At 57.0% G+C, this 16,131-nt stretch carries 18 protein-coding genes and 2 pseudogenes; 15 read left to right on the top strand and 5 right to left on the bottom strand.

Translation table 11 applies throughout. From position 1 onward, the window contains the following. Nucleotides 1-53 precede the first annotated feature (53 nt). The 5 genes and pseudogenes from QMX86_RS08600 to QMX86_RS08580 all read left to right on the top strand — a co-directional run bounded on the left by QMX86_RS08600 (nt 54) and on the right by QMX86_RS08580 (nt 6,098). Complete coding sequence (locus QMX86_RS08600) at nt 54-1,004, top strand: FecR family protein (protein ID WP_282382967.1); 951 nt, start codon at nt 54-56, stop codon at nt 1,002-1,004. A gap of 67 nt (nt 1,005-1,071) precedes the next feature. Further along, a complete protein-coding gene (locus tag QMX86_RS08595; RefSeq protein ID WP_282382965.1) occupies nt 1,072-3,474 on the top strand; it encodes a TonB-dependent receptor in 2,403 nt (800 codons plus the stop codon). A 103-nt stretch (nt 3,475-3,577) separates the two neighbouring features. After that, nucleotides 3,578-4,094 (top strand): annotated as a pseudogene (locus QMX86_RS08590) (cupin domain-containing protein). A gap of 417 nt (nt 4,095-4,511) precedes the next feature. Beyond that, nucleotides 4,512-4,859 (top strand): helix-turn-helix transcriptional regulator, encoded by a 348-nt coding sequence (locus tag QMX86_RS08585; RefSeq protein ID WP_122610634.1) that lies wholly within the window; start codon nt 4,512-4,514, stop codon nt 4,857-4,859. A 126-nt stretch (nt 4,860-4,985) separates the two neighbouring features. Continuing rightward, nucleotides 4,986-6,098, top strand: a complete 1,113-nt coding sequence (locus tag QMX86_RS08580; protein WP_282382962.1) for a hypothetical protein — start codon at nt 4,986-4,988, stop codon at nt 6,096-6,098. Between the two features lie 120 nt (nt 6,099-6,218). Here the strand turns inward: QMX86_RS08580 and QMX86_RS08575 are convergent, their stop codons facing one another. Then, nucleotides 6,219-6,845 carry a dTMP kinase gene (locus QMX86_RS08575; protein WP_282382957.1) on the bottom strand — a complete coding sequence of 209 codons (627 nt, stop codon included), beginning with the start codon at nt 6,843-6,845 and terminating at the stop codon, nt 6,219-6,221. 104 nt (nt 6,846-6,949) lie between these two features. Here QMX86_RS08575 and QMX86_RS08570 point away from each other — a divergent pair, with 104 nt between their 5' ends. From QMX86_RS08570 to QMX86_RS08525, 10 genes and pseudogenes are all read left to right on the top strand, one after another. Next, nucleotides 6,950-8,011: an SDR family oxidoreductase gene (locus QMX86_RS08570; protein ID WP_282382954.1), complete on the top strand. Its 1,062-nt coding sequence runs from the start codon at nt 6,950-6,952 to the stop codon at nt 8,009-8,011. 377 nt (nt 8,012-8,388) lie between these two features. Beyond that, nucleotides 8,389-8,904: a DoxX family protein gene (locus QMX86_RS08565; RefSeq protein WP_273526879.1), complete on the top strand. Its 516-nt coding sequence runs from the start codon at nt 8,389-8,391 to the stop codon at nt 8,902-8,904. A 59-nt stretch (nt 8,905-8,963) separates the two neighbouring features. Then, a complete protein-coding gene (locus QMX86_RS08560) occupies nt 8,964-9,383 on the top strand; it encodes an organic hydroperoxide resistance protein (RefSeq protein ID WP_073476308.1) in 420 nt (139 codons plus the stop codon). Between the two features lie 112 nt (nt 9,384-9,495). After that, on the top strand, nt 9,496-10,380 hold the full coding sequence (locus tag QMX86_RS08555; protein ID WP_282382947.1) for a DUF692 domain-containing protein: 885 nt from the start codon (nt 9,496-9,498) through the stop codon (nt 10,378-10,380). Then, complete coding sequence (locus tag QMX86_RS08550) at nt 10,373-11,164, top strand: putative DNA-binding domain-containing protein (RefSeq protein ID WP_282382942.1); 792 nt, start codon at nt 10,373-10,375, stop codon at nt 11,162-11,164. Before QMX86_RS08555 ends, QMX86_RS08550 begins: the two co-directional genes overlap by 8 nt. Nucleotides 11,165-11,416: 252 nt before the next feature. Beyond that, nucleotides 11,417-11,884, top strand: a complete 468-nt coding sequence (locus tag QMX86_RS08545; protein WP_282382941.1) for a hypothetical protein — start codon at nt 11,417-11,419, stop codon at nt 11,882-11,884. Nucleotides 11,885-12,087: 203 nt separating this feature from the next. Beyond that, nucleotides 12,088-12,303 carry a 4-oxalocrotonate tautomerase family protein gene (locus QMX86_RS08540; RefSeq protein ID WP_016774741.1) on the top strand — a complete coding sequence of 72 codons (216 nt, stop codon included), beginning with the start codon at nt 12,088-12,090 and terminating at the stop codon, nt 12,301-12,303. Further along, nucleotides 12,300-12,956 (top strand): DsbA family oxidoreductase, encoded by a 657-nt coding sequence (locus tag QMX86_RS08535; RefSeq protein WP_282382938.1) that lies wholly within the window; start codon nt 12,300-12,302, stop codon nt 12,954-12,956. The genes QMX86_RS08540 and QMX86_RS08535 overlap by 4 nt, the downstream gene beginning before the upstream one ends. 74 nt (nt 12,957-13,030) lie before the next feature. Next, the gene (locus QMX86_RS08530; protein ID WP_273526888.1) at nt 13,031-13,660 is read left to right on the top strand and encodes an isochorismatase family cysteine hydrolase; all 630 of its coding nucleotides are present in this window, start codon (nt 13,031-13,033) and stop codon (nt 13,658-13,660) included. A 5-nt stretch (nt 13,661-13,665) separates the two neighbouring features. Next, a pseudogene (locus QMX86_RS08525) lies at nt 13,666-13,833 on the top strand (aldehyde dehydrogenase (NADP(+))); the annotation flags it as partial. A gap of 55 nt (nt 13,834-13,888) precedes the next feature. Here QMX86_RS08525 and QMX86_RS08520 read toward each other — a convergent pair. The 4 genes from QMX86_RS08520 to QMX86_RS08505 all read right to left on the bottom strand — a co-directional run bounded on the left by QMX86_RS08520 (nt 13,889) and on the right by QMX86_RS08505 (nt 16,050). After that, on the bottom strand, nt 13,889-14,284 hold the full coding sequence (locus QMX86_RS08520) for a DUF1330 domain-containing protein (RefSeq protein ID WP_123442469.1): 396 nt from the start codon (nt 14,282-14,284) through the stop codon (nt 13,889-13,891). Nucleotides 14,285-14,328: 44 nt separating this feature from the next. Continuing rightward, nucleotides 14,329-14,715, bottom strand: a complete 387-nt coding sequence (locus tag QMX86_RS08515) for an antibiotic biosynthesis monooxygenase (RefSeq protein ID WP_282382924.1) — start codon at nt 14,713-14,715, stop codon at nt 14,329-14,331. Nucleotides 14,716-14,887: 172 nt separating this feature from the next. Then, nucleotides 14,888-15,112 carry an SDR family oxidoreductase gene (locus QMX86_RS08510; protein ID WP_257221768.1) on the bottom strand — a complete coding sequence of 75 codons (225 nt, stop codon included), beginning with the start codon at nt 15,110-15,112 and terminating at the stop codon, nt 14,888-14,890. A gap of 116 nt (nt 15,113-15,228) precedes the next feature. Then, entirely contained in the window at nt 15,229-16,050 is an 822-nt protein-coding gene (locus QMX86_RS08505; RefSeq protein ID WP_122706208.1) for an outer membrane protein OmpK, read from the bottom strand. Nucleotides 16,051-16,131: the final 81 nt, after the last annotated feature.

Here is a 16,131-nt window from a genome sequence, read left to right as displayed (position 1 = left end):
GTGAAACGCTACATGGCCCAGGCGTACGAGCATTGCCTGCTGGTGGAGCTGTGATGCGCGTTGCCCCCAACGATGAAACGCGGGAAGTGGCGAGGGCGGCGGCGCAATGGCTGGCCTTGCTCGAATCCGGCGGCGCCAGTGATGAAGATCACGCCCGGTTACAGCATTGGCGCACCAGTGACAGTCGCCACGAAAACGCCTGGCAGAAAATCCAGCAGCTTCGCCAGCGTTTCGCAGGTTTGCCGCCGACACTGGCCATGGCCACCCTGGATCGGCCGGATCCGGCGCGGCGCGCTGCTCTCAAGCGTGCCTTGGGCGTGGCGGCGCTGGTGCCGGCGGCGTGGTTGATCAGTCGGGAGCTGCCGCTGGAGGTCTGGCGTGCCGATTTGCACACCAGCACCGGCGAGCGGCGCAAAGTGCAGTTGGCCCAGGATTCTTCATTGCAACTCAACACCGACAGCGCGGTGAATGTCGATCTGCCTGCACGTCAGCTGACACTGATTCGTGGCGAGATGGCGCTCAACGTGGCGGGCGATTCAGCCTTTATCGTCAACGCGCCTTATGGGCGGATGATCGTCAATCACAGCGACATCTCGGTGCGCCTCAATGCGCGCCATTGCCAGGTCTGCGTGCTGCGTGGTTCGGTGCAATTGCAGCCACTGCACGGCCCGACGCTGGTATTGCAGCAGGGCCAGCAAATCAGCCTGCAAGCTTCGGGCGCGGGGGCGGTGACGGCATTCGATGCGTTGATGCCCGGTTGGCGCGACGGTGTGCTGATGGCGCAGAACCAGCCGCTGGGTGATTTCCTCCGCGAGCTGAGTCGCTACCGCTCGGGCGCGCTGCGCTGGGATCCGGCGCTGGAATCGCTGCGCGTCACTGGCAGCTTTCGCCTCGACGATACCGATCAAGTGCTGGCACTGCTGGCTGCCAGTTTGCCCGTCGATGTGCATACGCGAACGCGATTTTGGGTGTCACTGGTACCGCGTGCAGAAAAAACTGGCTGAAGCCTGTCCCTTTTTTTCGCCTCGCTGGTCATTCCAGGCAAGTGAACAAAATCGAGAGCTTCTTCCAATGCCCGCAGTATTTCCAGGTCGTATGCGTCCGTTGTTGCAGTTGAGCCTTTTGCTGAGCCTGAGTGCCAGCCCTGTGTTGATTCAATCGAGCTGGGCCGACGATGGCAGTCGCCGCAGTTATCAGGTGCCGGCCGGTAGTCTGAGTACAGCGCTGACGCGCTTCGCCGGTCTGGCCGGCGTCAATCTTTCGGTGGATCCGGCACTGGTCAGCGGCCGCAACAGCAATGGATTGTCCGGCGAGTTCGGTGTGGAGGAGGGGTTCAGCCGGTTGTTGCTGGGCTCCGGTTTGCAGCTGCAACCGGTCGGTGATCAGGCTTATACGCTGGTGCCCGCAGCGCAAGGCAGCACCTTGCAACTTGCGCCGACATCCATACTCGGCGCGAGCGGTTCAGCGGATGCCGATGTATTCGCCGGCGGTCAGGTCGCGCGGCGGGGTTCGCAAGGGCTGTTGGGCTCCAGGGATTTCATGGAAACCCCGTTCAGCATGACCACCTACACCAGCGAAACGGTGAAAAACCAACAGGCGCGCACCCTCGGCGACCTGATCGGCAGCGACCCTTCGGTACGCGCAACCAACCCGGCCGGTGGCCGCTATGAGCAATTCACCATCCGTGGTTTCAGCCTGTTCAACAGTGATGTTGCCTACAACGGCCTCTACGGTGTGTTGCCGACTTACACCATCGACATGGAAATGGCCGATCGTGTCGACATCCTTAAGGGCCCGAGCCAATTGATCAACGGGATTTCGCCACGGGGCAGTGTAGGAGGGGGGATCAACGTCGTGCCGAAGCGTGCGACCGACAAGCCGATTACTTCGCTGACGGCCAATTACGCCTCGAACAACCAAGTCGGCGGCGCGGTGGATGTCGGACGGCGTTTTGGTGACGAAAACCAATTCGGTTTGCGCTTCAACGGGGTCAAACAGTCCGGAGATACGGAATGGGATCACCAGAGTGTCGATCGCGACATGGCAGTACTCGGTCTGGATTTCCGTGGTGAACGCTTGCGACTTTCCACCGATATCGGCCACACCGAGCGCGACACCGACGCACCGCAGGAACGCGTGCAGGTCGCGGCCGGTGCCAAGGTGCCGAACGCTAATGATGTGCGCGATAACTACGCGCAACCCTGGAGCCGGGCGCGAACCAAAGACACTTTCGGCACGCTCAACGGCGAGTTCGATGTCAGCGATTCAGTCATGCTGTATGGCGGCGTCGGCGCACGTAAAAGCAATCACGACTTCTTGCGCCATGCGGTCTCGGTGACCAATGACGCCGGCGACTTCAGCGTCCAGCCGCGCGACTTCACTCGCGACGAAAACGTTCGCACGGCTACCGCTGGCGTTCGTAACTGGTTCCAGACCGGGCCGGTCAGCCATGAAGTGAACCTGGCTGCCAATTACTTTTATATGGACTTCGAAAACGGCGGCGCCCGTTACGCGGCCGGGCGCAGCAATCTCTACGACCCGGTGGAAATAGCCAGACCCGGCACGCCGACCCGCAATGACGCCAAGGTCTACACCGAAAATCGCTTCAGCGGCGTGGCCTTGTCCGACACGCTCGGTTTCTTCGATGATCGACTGCTGCTGACTTTGGGGGCGCGCTGGCAGCGGGTCAAAGTCGATGACTGGAGCGACGGCATCAAGGGCGACACGGCCTACGATGAAGAAAAGGTCTCGCCGTCGGGCGGGATTCTGTTCAAGGCGACGGACAAACTTTCGCTGTACGCCAACTACATGGAAGGTCTGAGCCAAGGCAAGATCGCGCCATCGACATCTATCAACGAAGACGAAATCTTCCCGCCATTCATCAGCCGTCAGATTGAAGTGGGCGCCAAATACGACGCGGGCTCATACGCGCTGACGGCAGCGGTGTTCCGCATCAAACAACCTGCCTACGAAACCAATGCGACCACTCGAGTCTTCGGCCCGAACGGCAAGCGCGAGAACAACGGCGTAGAACTGAGCGTGTTCGGCGAACCGCTCAAAGGCTTCAGATTGCTCGGCGGTGTGATGTACATCGATAGCGAACTGACCGATACCACCAACGGTACATTCGACGGCAACCGCGCACCGGCGACACCGAAATACAACGTCAATCTCGGCGCGGAGTGGGACGTACCGACTGTGCAGGGGCTGACTTTGACCAGCCGTGGTATTTACTCGAGTTCGCAGTATCTGGATCAGGCGAACGACAAGGAAATCGATTCCTGGGAGCGGTTCGACGTAGGTACGCGCTATGCTTTCAAGCTGGACGAGAAGACAATCACCTTGCGCGCCAATGTCGAAAACGTGCTGGATAAACGCTATTGGAGTTCGGCGGGTGCATCGGATGATAGTGAGCCGGGGTTGACGCTTTCTACGCCAAGAACGTATCTGCTGTCGGCGACGGTAGACTTCTAATGGAGCAGGGTAAATGCGTCGATCGTCGTCGAAAATACGTTAACTACACTAAATGACCGTTTAGTTGAGCTAACAAAAAACATTACCCATAACGGAGAAGACCATGATTCAGCGCAAGCCGAACGCAACTGATGTGATTGCTGCGCTGAATCTACAGCCTCATGTCGAGGGCGGTTATTACCGCAGAACCTATCAAGCCGATCACCGTGCCTGCCTCGAAACGCAGCAAGGCCCGCGATATCTGCTGACCTCGATCTACTATCTGCTTACTGAGCAATCGCCAGTGGGCCAGTTTCATTTCAACCAGTCCGACATCCTGCATTATTTCCAGTTGGGCGACGCCATCGAATACAACCTGATCCACGCCGACGGCTCATTGCAAACGCTGGTAATGGGGCAGCGATGTTTTGGCTGGTCAGCAACTGCAGTTGCACGTACCGGGTGGAATTTGGAAAGCCTCTCGATTACTGGAAGGCTCAAATGGCTTTGGCTTGATCAGCGAAGCGGTTTCGCCTGGGTTTGATTTCGCAGACATGGAAATCGGTAATCGCGCAAAACTCACGGCACAGTTTCCGCAGCATGGTGCGCTGATTGAAAAGCTGACGCGTGATGATGGATGAGGGCTGTAGATTGGGAAGAATGCAGGTTGTAGGGAAAGCTGGTTTTGAAGCGGCCAACGCAGATTCAAATCTCCTGGGCGACCACGCTAACTTTGTAATACTTTGTTACGTGTAATGTATATTATGTTAAATCGTGAATAAGGCATCGACTGAAGTGAAGTTTATCCAGCATCGCTATTCTCCTAACCTGGCCTCTCATCACCTTGGCCGGACACCTACCTTTGCTCTCTGTCAACAAAGTTCATATCACGGCACATGAGTTCGTCTTTAGCATGGCCGAGAGCAATCGTTGGCGCGCTGCCGGCTGCCAGTTACCACACTCGATTCGCTCTTGGGGGCTTCACCCGCCTTAAACCCGGAGAGGCTGCGGACTTCTGAAGCCTTCGATGCCTCTCCGAGTAAAGGACGAAGAAAGATATGGAAATGCATGGCATCAAAAGCTACGGCGAGAGACTTCAGTTCGCTTATACCCTTCGTGGGTTTCCAAAACTCTACGCGCTGTCACACCGAATCGGCGTGACGGATAGTGCCCTCAGTCGGTGGTTTCGTTCAGAGCCAATCAGTATGGAGAATTTTGCCAAGCTGTGCGTCGAGCTGAACGTCAATGCCGATTGGCTTCTGCTCGGCCGTGGGCAACACACGCTCGCCGCGATGCATGACGCGCCGCATCGCAAAGCGCTCGCGGACGTGATTGAAAGAATGGCCGACAACGACGTTCGTAACCTCGCCAAGTTTCTTGATGAAGTGACCACTCCAGCACCTTGAGCGCCACGCAAAACTTTCAGGGTAATTCGTGAGCACTGCTCAACCGACTGAGCTTCACGAAGGGTCCGATATTGATAACTTCTAGATGCCCAAGCAATGACGCCTGGGTATGAGCTGGAGATCATCATGTGCACTAAGGAATCTGCAAAAGCTGATGTAGAAGTGAAGTTCGAGTCCCAGAAAACGTTCAGCCTTTTCGGTCGGAACATCTCAACTTGCCAAGCGGCTCTGGGGGCTAGTGCTCACGTGCAGGTCACCAACACAGAAGGCCTGAACTACCATCTGAATGTTTTCGCGAAATGCGAGTGCGACGGGCTTTTGAAGAGGCTCAACGTGGCAATCGACAAGTCCATAGGTAACCCTCCCGAAGGGTTGCGTGACGTGCCTTTCACTATCGACCGCACTTCCCATCCCGACTGGCGCTCTCGTCAAGCCTATCTTCGCGATGGTGTGGGATTTACGAGCAGGATCATCACCTGCGCATGGCCTGCCCTTGCGCCGCCTAAGCTGGGCAGCGTGCTAACCGGTGGAACTACGACGACAATCGACGCCACAGCCATCGACTCGCAGTTGGTTTATGCCATGACCGATGCTACCCCGGAGCAGGTCAGCGCATACTCTCACCTGAACCTCTACGCACAGGGGGCTGCGCGTGCTGTCCTGAAAAGCAAGGGCGTGGACATCACCAATACGGACTATCTGCAGACGAAGCAATGGTTCGATGCTGTGGTTTACCAACTGACCGATCTGGGCTTCACCGTGAAGGCAGCGAGCGGCGGCCAGGTCAGGCAGGATGTCTCTTCTGGTGACGTGGACATCGGTAGTTTGCTGACCACCATCGTTGGCACGTATCTGGGAGCGGCGGAACTCGAGAGTTTCAAGCAGCTCGCGACGCTCTTGGCAAAGGATCCCAACGATTCCGGTACCCACGACTTCATGACCTTCTGGTGGAACAAGGCCAGCACCAAGGACGGCCGTACGACTGTCGCCTTTGGCCCCATCAAGAACGATCAGGGCATGGCTTCGGTGACGGTGGTTTACCTCGTGTTGGATGTGGAATTCACAGACTGGCACTCACTGTTTGTCAGCTACCACCATGAAGGTGTATTGATCCGCAGCGCTGCCATTACCCTGGATCTCGACATGGAGGTCTACAGCAAAAATGAAAAAGCAATCTTCGACGCCATCTCCGGCGCAGTGGCCAATCACATCAAGACTCAGGAACTGAGTTTTGACTGATAGCCCATAAATACGGGGCTCCAGCACATATTCGCAGCGCTGGAGCCCCGTTTTTTTGTGCAATGGCACTTTCCGCGCTGCCTTTCTTAGTCGACCGTGATCTGCCCTGAGGGACTGGCGCTAAGGAACACGCAGGCGGCTCACCACCCGATTAATCTCCCCTACCACCCGCCCCGTCGCTTCCTCGATCGTCCCCTCATTCCGGCACAAAAACCAACCCTGATCGGTAGCGGCCAGCTCAAACGCCTCAGTACAAGCGACATGCTCCTCCAGACCGCGAAGCACAGTGCTGCTCAAGCCACGCCGGCGTGCCCCTGCCCTCGCCCACGAAATCTCCGCCGCTGTAACCACCCCGACATGCAGGTCTGGCACCTGTACGTTGCGGTCAATGTTCAACTGCAGGATTTCAGCGAAAGGGACTATCCGGCGAAACGCCGCATCGGACGGGTACCAGCGATCGATCAGGATGATGCTGTTGGCGGGTTGTTTGGTCAGCACGTTTCGGGAAATCCAACTGCGGCTATCAGCCAGGCGTTGGCAAACTTCCAGCTCCAGATTCCGGTCGGGATGTCGGACGAGTCGGTTCACCAGATGCATTGTCTCGCCCCTGAACGGGTCGCTTTTTTTCTCGCACAGTCGGATGACTTTCTGGTTGTCTGCCCTCAGGACTTCAGTGATGGCCTCCAACAGCGAGGTTTTGCCGACGCCTTTGGGGCCATCCAGAGCGACAAACAGCGGACGAGTCATTTTTCTCACAGGCTTTAACGGGGAGTAGCGCGCACTCTAACGGATTTTCAGGTTGAACCTCTGTTGCTCAGACGGACTCCCAAACTCAAATCCAGGAGAAACCTATGACCCAGACAGCTCTAGTCGTGGGCGCCAGCGGCATTGTCGGCAGCGCCATCACCCAGTTACTCATCGACAACCAGTGGCAAGTCGCCGCGCTGTCGAGACATCCATCGCAAGCGCACGGCGTGATCCCTGTCGCGGCAGACCTTCAGGATCCTGCTTCTCTGGAACAGGCGCTAAGGGATGTGAAACCCACGCATGTGTTCATTACCACATGGTCGCGGCAAGCCACGGAGGCCCAGAACATTCGCGTCAATGCCGCCATGGTGCGCAACGTCCTCGCCGCCATTCGCCCAGCCAAAAGCGTCAAACACGTAGCGCTGGTTACTGGCCTGAAGCACTACCTCGGCCCGTTCGAAGCCTATGGTAAAGGCAGCCTGCCGCAGACGCCGTTTCGCGAAGAACAGGGTCGTCTGGATGTCGAGAATTTCTATTACGCCCAGGAAGACGAACTCTTCGCCGCTGCGGAAAAGGACGGCTTCACCTGGAGCGTTCATCGCCCGCATACCGTCACCGGCGTGGCCGTGGGCAATGCGATGAACATGGCAACCACCCTCGCCGTCTATGCCTCGATTTGCAAACACACCAATCGCCCGTTTGTGTTTCCCGGATCCAGAGTGCAGTGGGACAGCCTCACCGACATGACCGATGCGCGGCAATTGGCGAAACAACAACTGTGGGCGGCCACCACGCCGGCTGCGGCAAATCAGGCATTCAATATCACCAATGGCGATGTATTCCGGTGGAAATGGATGTGGAGCCGAATTGCCGAATACTTCGACCTGCCTGCTGCTGACTATCCTGCGTCACCTTCGCCTCTAGAGAAGCAGATGGCGGACGATCAAGCCGTTTGGGCGCAAATAGTCGCCGAACACGATTTGAAAGAATCCGATATCGGTCGCCTGATTTCCCCATGGCATACCGATGCCGACCTCGGTCGGCCCATCGAAGTGGTCACGGATATGTCGAAAAGCCGCCTGATGGGCTTCACTGCCTACCAAGCGAGTGATCAGGCTTTTTTCGACGTGTTCGACAAACTGCGAGAGATGCGCTTGATACCTTAGGCGGTTCCAGACAGATAAGGTGGGCACCTGGCGTGCCCCCCTCATTCAACAGTACTTTCCACGCCCTCGCCCCTCCCCTCATCTGCGACGTTCATTCGCCCTGCGAAATCCTCCCGCCAGTCACCGGTAGAACGCAGCCGATCATATATCCCAACTCCAAAATAGCGCCTTCGACAGGTATCGCTCTGTATCCAAGTGTGTACGGACGCAAACACGTTACACAACATTGATCTTCCCGCCCCCTCAGACACAAGCGAGATACACCAGCACGATGAACTGCGCTCACGGCCAGCGCAGTGCTCCTGTGCCTGACACCTGTCATTGGGAGCACCTGAAGGGCTTCCACTTTCTTGACGACAAGTCGGAGGATTAAACCCATGCAAACAAACGCGTCATCGGTCTTGAATCGCCTGCACCTTAACCTCGATCGCGCTGGGGACTGGATCGCCCCTTTGAGCCTGCGCGTTTTTCTGGCCTGGGAGTTTTTTGAAGCGGGATGGGAAAAGTGGAACGGTGAGAACTGGTTCCCGAGCATTCAAGGGGCCTTTCCTTTTCCCTTCAATCATCTGCCGGCTACGTTCAATTGGCAGTTATCCATGTGGGCAGAACTGCTCTGTTCCATTGCTTTGCTTGTAGGCCTGGGAACACGTCTTTCGGCACTGATCCTCATAGTGGTCACCGTCGTGGCAACTGCCGCAGTTCACTGGCCAGCAGAGTGGTCAACGTTGAGTGAACTGGCTATGGGCTACTCCATCAGCAACAAAGGCTACGGCAATTTCAAACTTCCTTTGATCTACCTCGTAGCCCTTCTGCCCCTGGTGTTCACAGGCGCCGGCAAGCTAAGCCTGGATACATTCTTCGGTCGGTATCTAAAGCGTTTGAATGCGCGCTGAGTGCTATCGCGTCACCAAGGTTATCGCTCTCAACCCCACTAGTAATCAGGAGTTTCAACATGACCCATATTGATAAAGTGCTGTACACCGGCAAAGTCCATACCTCTTCGGGTGGACGCAATGGCACCGCGCTCAGTGACGATGGCCGACTGGATATAAAGCTGTCGTCGCCTGGCACCTCTGGCGCCGGTACCAACCCAGAGCAGTTGTTCGCCGCGGGTTGGTCGGCCTGTTTTATCGGTGCAATGGGACTAGCGGCGAGCAAGCTGAAAGTCACCCTCCCGGTTGACCTTGCGGTCGACGCCGAAGTCGATCTAGGCACAACCGATGGTGCGTATTTCCTCCAGGCTCGCCTCAACGTCTTCCTTCCCGGGCTGGATCGCAACGTCGCTCAAGAGCTGATCGACACCGCACACCAGACATGCCCGTACTCCAAAGCGACGCGGAACAACATCAACGTGGTGATCAACCTCGTTTGAGCAGAACTGTGGCGGGTTTCAATCACCCGATTCACACCCCCCGGCTGCCTGCGGTAACCGTGGAGGTGCTGTGGATCGGGGGTTCCAGACGTCGAATCGGAGTATTGAGCTCATGCAAACGAACACTTCATCACCAACGCATTTAGATCCACAGCTCTCCCTTGAGGCGACCGTCGGGCTGGGATTGCGCCGTGCGCTGCTCAACACGCTTCGTGACGCTCCGGTCGGTGATTTCGATTTTCTAGAGGTTGCTCCAGAGAACTGGATCGGTATCGGCGGCGCTCATGGAGCGGCCCTGCAGTTGCTAGCTGAACGCTATCCGCTGTCATGCCATGGCCTGTCACTTTCGCTGGGTGGCAGTGCGCCGCTGGACGAGTCTTTTCTTGAGCAAGTCCGCGGGTTTCTCGATCGTTTCAACGTGCCGTTCTATAGCGAACACCTGAGTTACTGCAGTGACGATGGCCATTTATACGATCTGCTGCCGTTGCCATTCACTGAGGAGGCCGTTCATCACGTTGCGGCGCGCATCCGCCGTGCACAGGACATTCTCGGTCGTCGTCTTGCTGTAGAAAACGTCTCTTACTACGCCGCTGCTTATCAGGACATGGACGAACTCACTTTTACCAATGCAGTGCTCCGCGAGGCCGATTGCGACCTGTTGCTCGACGTTAACAATGTGTACGTCAACTCAGTGAACCACCGCTTCGATCCAGCGGTTTTCCTCGCCGGCCTGGAACCAGAACGCGTAGTCACCATGCATGTGGCTGGCCATTACGACGAAGCTGATGACCTGATCATCGACACCCATGGTGCTTCGGTCAAACCGGTAGTCTGGTCATTGCTGGGACAGGCTTATGACCTTTTCGGCGTGAAGCCAACCCTGCTGGAGCGCGATTTCAACTTTCCGTCCTACGACGAACTGGTGGCTGAGCTGAACACCATCAGGCGCTTGCAACGCGACGCCAATGCTTTGGTGCGGGTGACCGTCGATGGCTGACTCCCCTTCAAGTTTGCACAGTCAGCAGCTCGCGCTGACCCGGTACCTGCGTGACCCGGACAGTTATGCGCCGCCTGCGCAGATGAATCCCGAGAGAGCACAGGTCTATCTCAACCTGGTGTTGAACAATCTGTTGGGGTTGCTGGGTGGGACGTTTCCGGTGCTGGTTGCCGTGCTGGGTGATGCCGGTTGGCGTGCACTGGTACGACGTTTTTTGCGTGATTACCGCGCGCAAACGCCACGCTTCGGAGAAATTGCCCGTGAGTTTGTAGACTTCGTAGCGAGCCTGGAAGACTCGCCCGGCGACGAACACCCCTGGTACCCGTTCTTGCCTGAATTGGCTCATTACGAATGGGTGGAAATGGCGCTGCAACAGTTGGACGCTGCGCCGTTAAAAGCCAGTGATGCGGAACAGTTACTCGCCCGCCCCCTCAGGCTTTCCCCGCTCGTCTGGCCGTTGGCTTACACCTGGGCCGTACATCGTCTTGGGCCAGGCTACCTGCCTTCTGAGCCGCCAGAACAACCGACGTTGCTGCTGATCAACCGTGTGCCGAGTGGCCAAGTGCAATTCTCCCAGGTCAGCCCTCTCGCGTTCCGTTTATTGCAGCGGATCGAGCAGTTCCCTGCCATGGATGGACGAGCGCAGTTGCACGCTTTGGCTGCGGAGGCTGGTGCTTCAGACGTGACCGGCTTCGTTGCTGACGCACTGGTTCTGATGCGCAAGCTGCATGAGCAAGCTGTTGTCGGGGTAGCAGCGACACCCGTTTTAGAGCTGTTGTCCTGACTGACGCGCAAAGGCTGAGGTCGGTTTTTGTATCTCTATGTACCCAAACGCGAAGTCTTGGGATTGGCTTACAAATGCTCCGCTCGCCGATACATCGCCGATACATGACTCCCGCTAAATAGGCCTACCCGAACTAGGACGCTCTGTCGAAGTGGACGACGCTTGCGCTCTTCGCCTCGAGCTTCCTTGAGGGTCTATCCGCCCTGTGGCATGAATCGCGGCCTCGCCGCGCAAAGCATCTGGAGAAGCACTATGTATCGTAAACCAATGTCGAACAAAACCAGTCTCGGCCTGGCCGCAATTGCTTTAGCCGGTGGTATGAGCCTGGCATCGTCTGCCGCTTTTGCTGTTGAGCCATTGCCCCAAGGCTACCAACTGGCATCGGCCGATAAAACCGGCGAAGGCAAGTGTGGCGAAGGCAAATGCGGCGCCAGCGAAGCCAGCGACAAGTCCGCTACTGCCGAGGGCAAGTGCGGTGAAGGCAAATGTGGCGACGACTCTTTCGCTCGCACAGACACCGACCATGATGGCCTTGTTTCTCAAAAAGAACTGCTGACTGTGGCACCTCAGGGCGGTGAAGAATTCAAAGCGATGGACACCAACCACGATGGTTTTCTTTCGGAAGGTGAGGTCTACAAGTTCAGAACCAACCAGTACGTCTCCAATGGCAAGAAAGTCCCAACCGAGCTATTTACCCGCATGAGCAAAGCGCAGAACTGATTCCTCCCGCCGTAGCATTCGCCCTCCCCGCGCCTGCAGCCAGGGAGGGCGATTACCTTCTGCAAAGCGCCCCGTTGTATTGATTACACAGCGTTATAAGTGATGTTCTCCGCCCCTGATTTATCCCCTGAACGCAACACTCTAAAGTCCATCCCACTGCTCCCCTCATCATATCGATGGGGCGCCTACTGGAGACTTATCCCATGCCTTTCATCAGCGTTCGTATCACTCGCGACGGCGTTACCAAAGAACAGAAATCCCAAGTCATCGCCGAGATCACCAAAACCATGCAAACCGTCCTCAACAAGGACCCGCACCTCACCCATATCGTTATTGAAGAGGTCGACACCGACAACTGGGGCTATGCCGGAATTACCACCACCGAGTACCGCCAACAACTGACGGAGTCGAAGAAATGACTTTTCCCGTCCGTATCGACTTTGTGTCGGATGTCGTGTGCCCCTGGTGCGCACTCGGCGCCACCGCGCTGGAACAAGCCATCGCCAATGTTGCCGGCGAGGTTGCCGTGGAACTCACCTTCCAGCCCTTCGAACTGAACCCGGACATGCCGGCCGAGGGCGAGCACGCCATCAAGCACATGATGCGCAAATACGGGCGCAGCGCCGAAGAAGTCGCTGCGCGCAATGAAATGATCGTCGCGCGCGGCAAAGCCATCGGTTTTCAGTTCGACCTGGACAAGCGCAGCCATTTCTACAATACCTTCGATGCCCATCGCCTTCTGCTTTGGGCCGTGCAGGAAGGTCGCCAGGTCGCGCTGAAGAAAATCCTGATCGCGGCTTATTTCACCAATGGCGAGAACCCCAGCGACCACGAAACATTGGTGCGCCTGGCCGGTGAAGCGGGACTTTCAACCACCCGCGCCCGCGAGATTTTGACTAGCGAGGCGTTCGCTCTCGAGGTCCGTGAACTTGAAGGTTTTTACCTTGAGCGCGGGATCAACTCGGTCCCGGCCTTGGTACTGAACGGTCGTCAATTGGTGTCCGGATCGCTATCCGTCAAGGAGTACGAACAAATTCTCAGGCAAGTGGCACGAGAGTCCGCCGTAGCCTGACAAAGCGATTTACCATCACGATGCCCGGGCGAGCCCACGGCATCGGTCACTCAACTTGCGTGGAGTACATCGTCATGTCGAAAGCCCCTTATCCGCTGAACCGCACCGCTTATCTGCTGGTCGATCCGTACAACGATTTTCTCTCGGAAAACGGCAAGGTCTTCCCCTTGATCAAGCCGATTGCCGAACAGGTCGGGCTGCTCGACAACCTGCGAGCCCTGGATCGCGCCGTACGAGCGCAGAACATTCCGGTGGTCATCGTGCCGCACCACCGTTGGGAACATGGCGACTACGAAGGCTGGGATCATCCAACACCGACCCAGTGCAAAATCATGCACATGCACCACTTCGCACGTGGTGAATGGGGCGGCGAATGGCATCCCGATTTCGCGCCGAAGGACGGCGACATTGTCGTGCAGGAACATTGGGGCGCCAGCGGCTTTGCCAATACCGACCTTGATTTTCGCCTGAAGCAGAAAGGCATCACCCACGTGATCATCGTCGGCCTGCTCGCCAACACCTGCATCGAAGCGACCGCCCGCTACGCCTCGGAATTGGGCTACCACGTCACGCTGGTGCGCGATGCGACCGCCGCATTCCGTGCGGAAATGATGCACGCCGCCCACGAGTTGAACGGGCCGACTTTCGCTCACTCAATTGTCACCACCCAGGAACTGATTGAAGCGCTGGCAGTGCAGGAGTAATGGTGATGAACCTCACAGGACAGCTGATCATCGGCGCAGAAAACGTCGCGGCCACTGCCGGCACGATGAAGGCGCTCAACCCCGCCACTCATGAATGGATCGAGCCGGACTTTGCCCTGGGCGACGCGGCGCACGTGCATCAGGCTGCCAAACTCGCGGACGAGGCGTTCGACAAGGACGCCACCCTCGCCATGCTCTTGATAATTCAATACGCCCCCAACTCGGTAGCTATTGCGCCGGTACTCCCTCGATCAAGTACACATCCGTTTTGGCTGAACGCTGACGAATTTTCCTCAACTCGGTGTATTCCTTAGAGTCGTACCAAGCCTGGGCTTTTTCGATGCTCGCAAACTCGATGACGACACGGCGACGCTTTGGCGCTTCACCCTCAAGCGAAATGGTCTTTCCTCCACGCACGATGAAATGCCCGCCATAGGGTTTGAAGGTTGATTCGACCTGCGCACTGTAAGGCTTCATCCCTTCGGGATCGGTAACCTCAAACTCGGCAACATAGTAGGCAAGTGGTGCTGCCAACTCGGCGTCTGCCGCCATCACACGACAGCTGCCCACCGCAAAATACGCCAGTCCTGCCATCGCTACCGCCATTGCCTTTGATTTTTTCATTGCCTTCCTCCATTGATAAATCAGCGTGCCCAGCGGGCAATCGGTTACGGGCCAGGCCGTGGACTAAGCTCGATTGGTGTTGTTTCAATCAAACGCTTCGACAGAATCATCGACTTCGTAGCAACGGCGTATTTTTTGAAATGCGGCGATTCGATATGGCTTCGATATGCCGAGTCGCTGGCGTAGATTTCGAAAAAATGAAACCAGTTTGGGCGGTCGACTTCGGCGACCGCGTAGATAGATATTACGCCCGGCTCTATTCGAGTCGATTCCGCGATTTCCTCTCTGACTGCGGCCTGATAGGCCGCAACCTGTGCAGGATCGATTTCAAGTTGCGCGACGCGTACCACCAAGCCGTTTTCCTCGGCGGCCAGCGCTTGTCCTGCAAGTAATCCAGCCAAAGCGATCACTCCCAATAAACGTTTACCCATCAGCTTTCCCCTTCCTTTTGAATAACCCGGTCAGCAGGATGATGGTGGACAACGCAGTTACCGTCATCATTCTTGTTTTGGGTGGATTCGATTCCAACATGTAGCTCTTTCTTTGATGTACGGGTGAAAGTCAGGCATGGCTTGAATCAGCGCGCTGTAAAACGTGGCACGATCACCGCATGACGAACCCGCCATCCACTGATATGGACTGGCCGGTGACATAACTGGAGGCGCTACTGCTTAACCAGAGAACCGCGTCAGCGATCTCCTCTGGTTTGCCATGTCGGCCCATCGGCACTGCCTTGGTCATGGCCTCAAGGGCTGCGCCCTGCCCAGCCGCGACCATCTGATCGACCATCGGCGTCCAGATTTCCCGATCGGCAACGCTCCGGCTCACTACCGCGTACTGATGCGGCCTGGCTAGCCACCCGCTTGTTTTCTGCCAGCCTTAGACAGAATGAAACCGGGGCACCAAGCGCCCCGCTCCCACGTGCAACAGCTCGCTCTTTCACGTCAGAAATGCACCTTGAGCAAGAGACTCAACGCGTTCTGGTCGGTAGGGAATCCGCTTGTGTCTTCAATCCCGTATTTATTCGACCAGTAATCCCACTCAAGTCCCGCATAAAAACGTTTTTGCTGTTGCCCCAGCGCCTTGCCCACGTCGTATTTGACTTGTGGGTTGAAGTGAAAGCTCCTGGCCACATAGTTGGAGGTGCCTTTGTTGCCGACGTCGTTGACGTACCACTCCAGATAACCGTCGAAAAGAATGTCGGAGCGACCCACCGGGAGGGTCATGGACCAGGTCGGGTTGATCTGCCATTGACCTGAGGCCTTACCGGTGATGCCGTCGGGTTTGCGGTAGTAGGTATTCAGGGAAAAGCGATCGAAGCCTGGAAGCACGAGGTCGACAGCGGGACCCAGCAGGTATTTGCGATTGCGGTTCTCACCGCGCTCGTAGGTGGCGGCGATGAGGACGTCCTTGACGATGCCATAGCTCAGGGAGCGGTCAGTGATTTTGCCCAGCGACAGCCGTGGGGAGAATTCACCGTAGTAGGAATGGCCGTCGGCACCCGAGAGTCCACTGGACCATTTGTTGTCGACGAACATGAAGATATCGCCCCACGTCCAGCCGCTGGCGTGTTCGAAGCTGAGCGTTTGCTGAGTATCGTCGCCAGTGCCGTCGACTTTGAAATGCTGGCCGTAGAGGTAGCTCAAGCTGTTGTCGTTCCACAACAGAGGGCCAGCTTCGGCGCCGGCGCTGGCCAGAGCTAACAGCGGCGCCAGGCTGCGACGCAGCAGTGAAGGTGCAAGTAATGGAATACGCGATGCTGTCATGGGCTGCCCTTGTCAGGTGATTGGCGGATATCACCGGCAAGGCATGCCCGAGCTGCGGATCAAGCAGCTGCTCTGGCCCTC

The sequence above is a fragment of the Pseudomonas sp. PS01270 genome, from assembly GCF_029959775.1.
Lineage (GTDB): Bacteria > Pseudomonadota > Gammaproteobacteria > Pseudomonadales > Pseudomonadaceae > Aquipseudomonas > Aquipseudomonas atacamensis.
The sequence above is the reverse complement of the archived record's forward strand: the minus strand, read 5'-3'. Positions and strand labels throughout refer to the sequence as shown.